Here is an 8551-nt window from a genome sequence, read left to right on the forward strand (position 1 = left end):
CACCGCAGTAGGGCAGTCTATTCTCGGACAGCCCCTAGTTACTTGATGACAGTTTATTGAGGAGAGTTTTTGTGGATCCAGGCCGTGCCCAGTTATCAAATATCCCAGGCCTTGGTGTCAGCAGCCAGGCCAGAGAGTTGCGACCGCTAACTAACGAGATTATCGAGCGTCGGCTTTGTGGTCTGTGTGCAGAGTATATTGAGTGTCCTCCCTTTATGGCTTCCCGTTGTTGCGGAGATAATTACCACTATGGCTGTACTGTCGTGATGACCCGGGAGGTTGCTCAGTGTTCAGTCTGTAAGAAAACACCTGTTGAATTTGCCAGGGATACTGATTTTGCCGAAGAGGTGAAGAAATACGACTGGAGTCTTTTTGAACCAGCGTCCGCCGCTGGTGGCTATGCACCGATCCAGGCCTTCGATAGTGAGTCAGCCAGTGAACAGGCTGGGTCGATTGGTGCAGTTGCAGGACCATCCGGGCTATCAGGGAACCGCAACCAGCAAGCAGTAGATGTAGAGGAGGTCGAAAGAGCTCTTGCTCAGCTAGGTACTTTCGTACAGCAAGGTTTGGGCGCTCAGGAACTGGTACCGCCCAAGGCTCCTCATCCTTTCCATCCCCCTCTGCTGACAGCTGCCCAAACGATCGCTCGCCCCTCGCTGAAGCTTAATATAGTCAGTATGACCAGGACATTTGAGCGGCTTTTGGGGCAACTGTGGATGCCAGACGAGCTGCAGGCTCTGGCAGGGCAAAGTGGGTATAGCTTTCTGAGACAGATGATGGATGTCGGTGTGGTGCCGGGATGGCAGGAATTATGCGCGGAAGAAGACCATCTTTGCGGCAAACAGATGAATATTGACAAGTCCGATGATGCCCGTGCGTTCTTTACCGCTATGCAGCAACATCTCGATCAGCTGGCACCGGAACACCAGTTCTTTGTTACCTTCGCCTGCTCACGGCAGAATCCGGTAACGGGTTGCCCGGAACCGGTCTCGCCAGTGGTGCGAATTTTTCGACACCCGACTGAACCTCGTCTGATATTTCTATTTACTGTCGGTGAGCCGGTACCGAGCCGTGCCCTTGGGCGCCTGGTTTATGGGAGTTTTGCCAGTGGTACCCAGTTAGTGAAATACCTCCAGTTTCTTATGCTGGTCAGTGAGGCAACCCAGGCCATCTTTGTTCGTCCGACCAAAAAGGGAGAGTCTGATGCCGAAGGTCTGGATAAAATCGATGTCAAGGCGTTTGTTCAGCAGTACCCGCCGAGGGATTTCGGGCTGGGGGATCCGTCAAAAAATAACCGGAGGATTCTGCTTTATGCCGCCCGGAGTCTTGGCTTGCAGCGTATCCGCAAAGAGGATGCTGAAAAGGTTACCCTGCTGAATAACATGATTGAGGGCGATCTGCGCAACTCTCAACTGACCGTCAAAAATGTGATTGACCATATATTGGGGCTTGGTTATCGCAAGAAGCGAGGGGTACATCTCCTTTACGACATGCCTGCCACGCAGATGCCCGGGCTACACGGGAGGGATCTTGAGCTGAATAGACAAATGATCAATTTGCAGAACGATTTAGCGGATGTCTTGATAGAGATGTATAACCTGCGAGCAACTAGCAAAACGGACTATATACTCATTGAGCTTGAGCCAGAGGTATTCACTTTGCCAGAAGAGATTCTGGTGCTGGTCCTTGATACCGACAGACTCTACCTGGTGAATATGAAAAACAGGTCGGTGTCTGTCCAATGTTCGTCCAGCATTGATGATATCTGTGACTTCTGTCAGGTGTTTATGAGCGGCTGTCAAATCCTGAAGGCAAATATTATCTCTTATGCGCCGACCCAAACCAAAAAAAGTCTCGCTGAATCCTGACCGTAAGCAGTAATGACATTGCCACTGACTACGTAAGGACCGCTGGCCTGACATGAAAAGTGTAAGAAAGAACAAGAAATGACCTGACACAGGAAACTGTATATGACTGTTGTGACTGTTGATTTCGAGAAGAGTTTGCAGAACCGTCATTTTCTCAAGCTACTGGACTTTTCTCCAATGGAGATCAGCCACTTGCTGGAGCGTGCAGCACAGCTGAAAGCGGCAAAGCGATCCGGTACTGAGGAGCAGCATTTAACCGGGCGAAATATTGCCCTGATTTTTGCCAAGGCCTCGACCCGAACCCGGTGTGCCTTTGAGGTCGCCTGTTTTGATCAGGGTGCCAATGTCACCTATATCGGTGGTGGCTCGCAGATGGGAGCCAAAGAAACCGTTAAAGATACTGCCCGGGTACTGGGGCGTATGTACGACGGCATTGAATTTCGTGGCCACCTGCAGCAGCACGTTGAAGATCTGGCGGCTTATTCAGGTGTGCCGGTATGGAACGGTCTGACCGATGACTGGCATCCAACCCAGGTTCTGGCGGATTTTCTGACCATGCAGGAACACGGCAATGGTCGCCCTCTGAGTGAGATGAAACTCTGCTATCTCGGCGATGGACGCAACAACGTGGCCAATTCGCTGATGGTTGGTGCTGCGAAAATGGGACTGGATTTCAGGATTGCCGCACCGGCGGCATTCTTCCCTGACCCTGCGCTCATTGGGCAATGTCAGGAAATTGCCCGGGAAACCGGAGCAAGGATCACCATCAGCGAGTCGGTGGATGAAGCGGTGGCTGGTTGTGATTTCCTTTACACCGACGTCTGGGTTTCCATGGGTGAACCGATGGAAGCCTGGGATGAAAGGGTCAAACTGATGAAGCCCTATCAGGTGAATCAGACAGTCATGCAAAAAACAGGGAATGCCAATGCCCGTTTCCTGCACTGTCTGCCGGCCTTTCACAATGATGACACGGTGATTGGCAAAGAAGTCGCTGACAAATTTGCTATGAACGGCCTGGAAGTCACCGAGGATGTGTTTGAGTCTGACGCCTCCATTGTGTTTGATCAGGCAGAAAACCGCATGCATACCATCAAGGCTGTGATGGTGGAAACATTGGGCAGACGACGTTAAGACGTTTCCCGCTGCCCGCCTCCCGCTTCCCGTAAATAAAGCCTGTCCTGTCTTTTTCGGGCGGCGAATTCCATGAGACTGTCTACTATTAGAGCTGGTTGGACGTGTGTTGACTTACTGAGTCCATGATCAATTCTCTTTTTATTTTCCCAGCAGTATAGAGGAGCAGTAATGCCCCAGAGCCTATTGCGATACACCAATATTCTCAGCATCGTTGGTGACCTCATTCGCGTTCACGTACCTAACCTGGCTGAGGGTAATGCCCAGGCCAACTATGGTGATCTGGCGTTGATTGAGCAGGATGGCCAGACTTACTCCATGGCGCAGATCATCAAGATTGACCATGAAGAGGTTTCTCTCCAGGTTTTTGCCGGCACTAAGGGCCTCTCCACCGGAGCGTCGGTCTGCTTTCTCGGCCAGCCCATGAAGACCACCTACTCCCCCAATATTCTTGGGCGAATCTTTAACGGTGCCGGTGAACCCATTGATGGTGGCCCTGCACTGGAACAGGATCCCCGGGTGGAGATTGATGGACCTTCGGTAAACCCGGTGCGTCGTGTACTGGCTTCGCGCATGGTACGTACCAATGTGCCCATGATCGATGTCTTCAACACCCTGGTTGAGTCCCAGAAGATTCCTATCTTCTCCGTCGCTGGTGAACCCTACAACCGCTTCCTGGCCCGTATTGCCATTCAGGCCGAAGCGGATGTTGTGGTGTTTGGCGGCATGGGCCTGATCTTCGATGATTACCACTTCTTCCGCACCACCTTTGAAGAAGCCGGTGTGTCTGCCCGTACCATTATGTTTACCAATCTGGCGTCTGACCCGACGGTTGAACGTCTGCTGACGCCGGATATGGCGCTGGCGGTGGCTGAACACTTCGCCGTAGAAGAGTCCAAAAAGGTTCTGGTTCTGCTGACCGACATGACCTCTTATGCCGACGCCATGAAAGAGATTGGTGTGGCCATGGACAAGATCCCTGCCAACCGTGGTTATATGGGGGATTTGTACTCCCAGCTGGCGCGGCGTTACGAAAAAGCCTGTGACTACAAAGGCGCAGGTTCGGTCACCATTCTGGCGGTGACCACCATGCCAGGTAATGACGTGACTCACCCGGTTCCGGACAACACAGGTTATATCACCGAAGGTCAGTTCTACCTGCACGAAGGGCACCTGGATCCATTTGGTTCCCTGTCCCGTTTGAAGCAGATGGTTCAGGGTAAAGAAACCCGCGAAGACCATCCCGCGATCATGAACGCCATGATTCGTTTCTACTCGGACTCGGTGAATGCCGCCCAGAAACAGGCAATGGCCTTTGAACTGTCCAGCTATGACCTGAAAACCATCAAGTTCGGCAAGCTGTTCAAGAGACGCTTTATGTCTCTGGATGCTGCCATGTCCCTGGAACAGGCACTGGATAAGTGCTGGGAGACCATGGCTGAATGCTTTGGACCGGAAGAGACCCTGATGAAACAGAGTCTGCTGGAAAAATACTGGCCCAACCCAGAGCAACTTTCTTCTACAGAGAGTGATTCACAGAGAGCTGAGGAAGCTTCTGAAGCTGCAGCTGAGGCGTAATGATAATGGCCAAGGTAGCTCTCAACAAAAGTTCATTAAACAAAGAGAAGCGCAGTTTAAAGACCTACAACCGTTATCTGCCGGCGCTTGAACTCAAGCGTCAGCAGCTGATGATGGAACGTAAAAAGGCCGAAGAGGCGCTGGCACAAGCACGGGAACATCTGGCGGAAGTGGAGCAGCTGGTCAGACAGCAGCTGCCGATGCTGGCAAGACAGGATGTTCCGGTGGATAACCTGGTGAAGGTGACGGATGTGCGCCTGACCCAGGAAAATATTGTCGGCACATCGGTTCCTCTGGTCGAGCACATTGAAATTGCGCTGACACCCTACAGTGATCTGGCCAAACCCCACTGGGTTGATTACCTGGTTGAACTCCTGCAGCAGATGATTCGCCTGAGAATAGAACTTCAGATTCGTCGGCTGCGCCACAGGGAGCTGGACAAGGCAACACGTACTACGTCCCAGCGGGTAAACCTGTTCTCCAAGGTTCTGATTCCCCAGACCAAAAAGAACATACAGAAAATCCAGATCTATATGTCTGACCAGGACCGGGCCAGCGTAATGAACGCCAAGCTCTCCAAGGGCAAGGTTCTGGCCCAGGAAGCCAAAGGAGGTCATTCGCAGGTGGGCTGATATCCTGGTCTCACAGGTATAACCTGCGAAAGCATTGATTATGGCTATTAAACGACTGAAAAAGATCACCCTTTACGGACCCAGCCAGGAGAAGAGCGGCATCCTGAAAGAGCTGCAATCCCTGGGCTGTTTGCATCTGATTCCATTAACCGATAAACCGGTTGAGGTTCAGGTGCAGCCTGCGGAAGCCAGTGAAGCGAAAGCGTGGCTGGAGCGCAGTCCAAAGCAGAGAAGGCAGGTTCGCAATTTTCGTCAGCATAAGGACGCCGCCCGTGTAGACGACATTGTTCATAAGATTCTGGACAACAAGTCCAAGTTCCGTGAGCAGTCCGATATTCGCGACAAGCTGCAGGAACGGATTCGGGAAGTGCGCCCCTGGGGCGAGTTTACTTTTCCTGCCCTGTCTGACCTGAATGGCCAGCGGCTCTGGTTCTATGTTCTGCCCAATGGTGAACTGCCGACGCTCAGGGATTCCCTTAAGCAGTGTGAGCTGCCCTGGGAGCTGATTCATCAGAGCCAGAAAGACAGTTACGTTATCGTTGTTTCTGATAAGGAGCCCGAAGACTTTCTGCTTCCTGTGCATCGTTCTCATGTGGGTAAGATTCCGCTTTCCCGCCTGGAAGAGATACTCAATGAAGCAGAGGATGCCATCGAGGATCTTCTGGCTGAGCGCGAAGCACTGACACGCTGGAACTATCTTCTGGATCAGGTGCTTGCCGCCCGTCTGGACAGTGCTGATCTGCAGCAGGCCACCAGTGGCACCATGGATGAAGACAGCTTCTTCCTGGTGCAGGGCTGGGTACCGGTTGCTGAGCAGGCCAATGTTGAAGCCTTCACCGCTGCCCACGGTGTTGCGGCAATATTCGAAGACCCGACGGCAGACGACAATCCTCCGACGTTACTGGACAAACCGGCGGGAACCGGTGGTGGTGCGGATGCCCTTGGCTTCTTCCAGACACCCAACTACCGGGCCTGGGATCCGGGTAATGTGGTGTTTTACTCATTCTCGCTGTTCTTTGCGATGATCATGAGCGATGCCATGTACTGTCTGATTTTCGGACTGATCATCTTCCTGTTCAGAGGCAAGCTCCGGCAGAGTGAAACCGGTCGTCGTCTGATGAATCTGGCGTACTTTATGTCCGGTGTGGGTATTGTCTGGGGTGTCTTTATCGGCAGCTACTTCGGTACGGCACCTGACAGCGGCAGTTTCTTTGGCCGCCTGGCCTTTATCAACCTCAATGATTACAACACCATGATGAAACTGTCGGTGGTGATCGGTGTTGCGCACCTGATCGTTGCCAACGTCATGACGGTGATAGTGAATCGTGGCTCAAGTTATGCCCTTGCACCATTGGGCTGGGCGGGGTTGATGGGCGGTGGTCTGACACTGTGGCTGGGTATGACCGGTACCCTGCCTGCAGCGTTTCAATCCACCATTGGCCCGGGGCTGATGATCGCTGGTGCCTTGCTGGTATTCCTGTTCTCCAGCAGTCGTGAAGTGACATCCCTCAAGGACCTTATTCTGAGAATGCTGGATGGCCTGAAAGCCGTCTACAACATTACCAGTGCCTTTGGTGATGTGCTCAGTTACATGCGCCTGTTTGCCCTCGGCCTGTCCGGTGCATCCCTGGCCATGACGTTTAACTCTCTGGCCATGGACGTTGTTAATTCCAGCCCCGTCACCGGTGTGCTGTTTGCAGGAATCATTCTGCTGCTGGGTCACCTGCTTAATTTTGCACTGTGCATCATGAGTGGTGTGGTTCACGGCATGCGTCTTAACGTCATTGAATTTGTCAACTGGGGGCTGTCTGACGAAGGCTACCCATTTAAAGTCTTTAACCAAAGAACGACCTTTAACCAGCAAACAACTTTTAGTAAAGAGGATTAACCATGGATGCACTGATTATCGCACTGGGTTGGGTAGGTGTTTTCGCACCGGTTGCTCTGGGTGCAGTGGGTTCGGCAATCGGCTGTTCTGTCGCAGGACAGGCTGCCTGTGGTGCGATGCTGGATGTGGAGAGCGGCTACGGTAAGTTCGTCGGTCTCTCGGCCATGCCATCTTCCCAGGTTATCTACGGCATTGTCATCATGTTTACCCTGAGTGGCATCGGCGTCACTCTGGCCAGCGCACCTGGTCTGTTTGGTATTGGTCTGCTGACCGGTGTTGCCCTGATGTACTCTGCTGTCTATCAGGGACAGGCGGTGGCGGCGGCAATCAATGCTTCCAAGAACAAGCCGGAAGTCTTTGGTCTTTCTATTGCGCCTGCAGCGATCGTAGAAGGCTTTGCGGTATTTGCTTTCGTATTCGCACTGGTTATGGGCCAGGGCATCGCCGCCTGATAATGGGGTGAATGATTGGAACCACAAAGTCACTAAAACACAAAGCCAAAAAATAGTTCTCTGTGACTTTGTGTCTTTGTGGTGACAAAACCATACTGGCCCATAAGCAAATACAGGATTAGATAATGAGTACTGCAACTCCTGAAAAACAAACCGGTAAAACCGTTTCCGTCGGTGTTCAGGAACTGATCGAAAAGCTGCGTAACCAGGGCGTCGACAGTGGTCGCCAGGAAGCGGGCAAGATTATTTCTGACGCTGAAGCCAAAGCCGCTGAGCTGATCGCGGATGCCGAAAAGCGCGCCAGTGCCATTGTCGGCAAGGCCCGTGAAGAAGCGGATTTCATTACCAAGGCAGGCAAAGAAGCGCTGCAGCTGGCTGAGCGAAATGCCATCCTTGAGCTGAAAGACTATCTGCTGGAAAAATTCTCTGACCAGATCCGTGCGGTGGTCAGCCATTCCATGGAAGGCGACAAGCTGCTGGAAGGGATGATTCTTGAAGTGGCTGGCCAGAACAACCTGCGCGGCGAAAACAACCTCGAAGTGATCCTGCCCAGAAAAGTCATTGGTGTGGATGAACTGCGTGATAAACCTGAGCTTCTCAAGGCCGGTGGTCTGCTGGAGTTCGCCATGAAGCGGGCCAGTGAAATGCTTCAGGATGGCGTCACCTTCACTGTTGGTGGTGCTGGCCAGAGTGGCATTGCATTCCGTCTGAAAGACAAGGATATCCAGGTAGAGCTGACGGATGAAGCCGTTGCTGCGGTTCTGCTGAAGCACCTGCAGCCGCGTTTCCGAGCCCTGCTTGAAGGCATTATTAAATAATTGGTGGTGCCAGTTCGTGATGGCAGATTAATGTTTGCCACACGCTCATGTTAAGGAGTAGTCCCTGAATAAATTCCATGATAGTGAGCCTCCGAACCCTGATCGTCCTGAGCCTGTCGAAGAGCATAAACACCGGGCCTACGAGATAGATCGTGCCAGGCACCCTTCGACACCGCTCAGGGTG

Annotated in this window: 8 protein-coding genes; 7 read left to right on the forward strand and 1 reads right to left on the reverse strand. The window is 52.5% G+C overall.

Features of this window, described 5'->3' with window-relative positions:
• Positions 1-71: 71 nt before the first annotated feature.
• The 7 genes from KDK15_RS00055 to KDK15_RS00085 all read left to right on the forward strand — a co-directional run bounded on the left by KDK15_RS00055 (position 72) and on the right by KDK15_RS00085 (position 8367).
• Complete coding sequence (locus tag KDK15_RS00055) at positions 72-1868, forward strand: hypothetical protein (protein WP_257293327.1); 1797 nt, start codon at positions 72-74, stop codon at positions 1866-1868.
• A gap of 102 nt (positions 1869-1970) precedes the next feature.
• Entirely contained in the window at positions 1971-2999 is a 1029-nt protein-coding gene (gene argF / locus KDK15_RS00060) for an ornithine carbamoyltransferase (RefSeq protein ID WP_257293328.1), read from the forward strand.
• A 171-nt stretch (positions 3000-3170) separates the two neighbouring features.
• Entirely contained in the window at positions 3171-4577 is a 1407-nt protein-coding gene (locus KDK15_RS00065) for a V-type ATP synthase subunit B (RefSeq protein WP_257293329.1), read from the forward strand.
• A 5-nt stretch (positions 4578-4582) separates the two neighbouring features.
• Positions 4583-5209: a V-type ATP synthase subunit D gene (locus tag KDK15_RS00070; RefSeq protein ID WP_257293330.1), complete on the forward strand. Its 627-nt coding sequence runs from the start codon at positions 4583-4585 to the stop codon at positions 5207-5209.
• A 40-nt stretch (positions 5210-5249) separates the two neighbouring features.
• Positions 5250-7097: a V-type ATP synthase subunit I gene (locus KDK15_RS00075; RefSeq protein ID WP_257293331.1), complete on the forward strand. Its 1848-nt coding sequence runs from the start codon at positions 5250-5252 to the stop codon at positions 7095-7097.
• 2 nt (positions 7098-7099) lie between these two features.
• A complete protein-coding gene (locus tag KDK15_RS00080; protein ID WP_252020183.1) occupies positions 7100-7549 on the forward strand; it encodes an ATP synthase subunit C in 450 nt (149 codons plus the stop codon).
• 125 nt (positions 7550-7674) lie between these two features.
• Positions 7675-8367 carry a hypothetical protein gene (locus tag KDK15_RS00085; protein ID WP_257293332.1) on the forward strand — a complete coding sequence of 231 codons (693 nt, stop codon included), beginning with the start codon at positions 7675-7677 and terminating at the stop codon, positions 8365-8367.
• Here the strand turns inward: KDK15_RS00085 and KDK15_RS00090 are convergent.
• A partial coding sequence (locus KDK15_RS00090; protein WP_257293333.1) for a hypothetical protein occupies positions 8360-8551 on the reverse strand: 192 nt, incomplete at its 5' end. The two genes, KDK15_RS00085 and KDK15_RS00090, sit on opposite strands and share 8 nt — an antisense overlap.

This window comes from Endozoicomonas sp. YOMI1, assembly GCF_024606345.1.
GTDB lineage: Bacteria > Pseudomonadota > Gammaproteobacteria > Pseudomonadales > Endozoicomonadaceae > Endozoicomonas.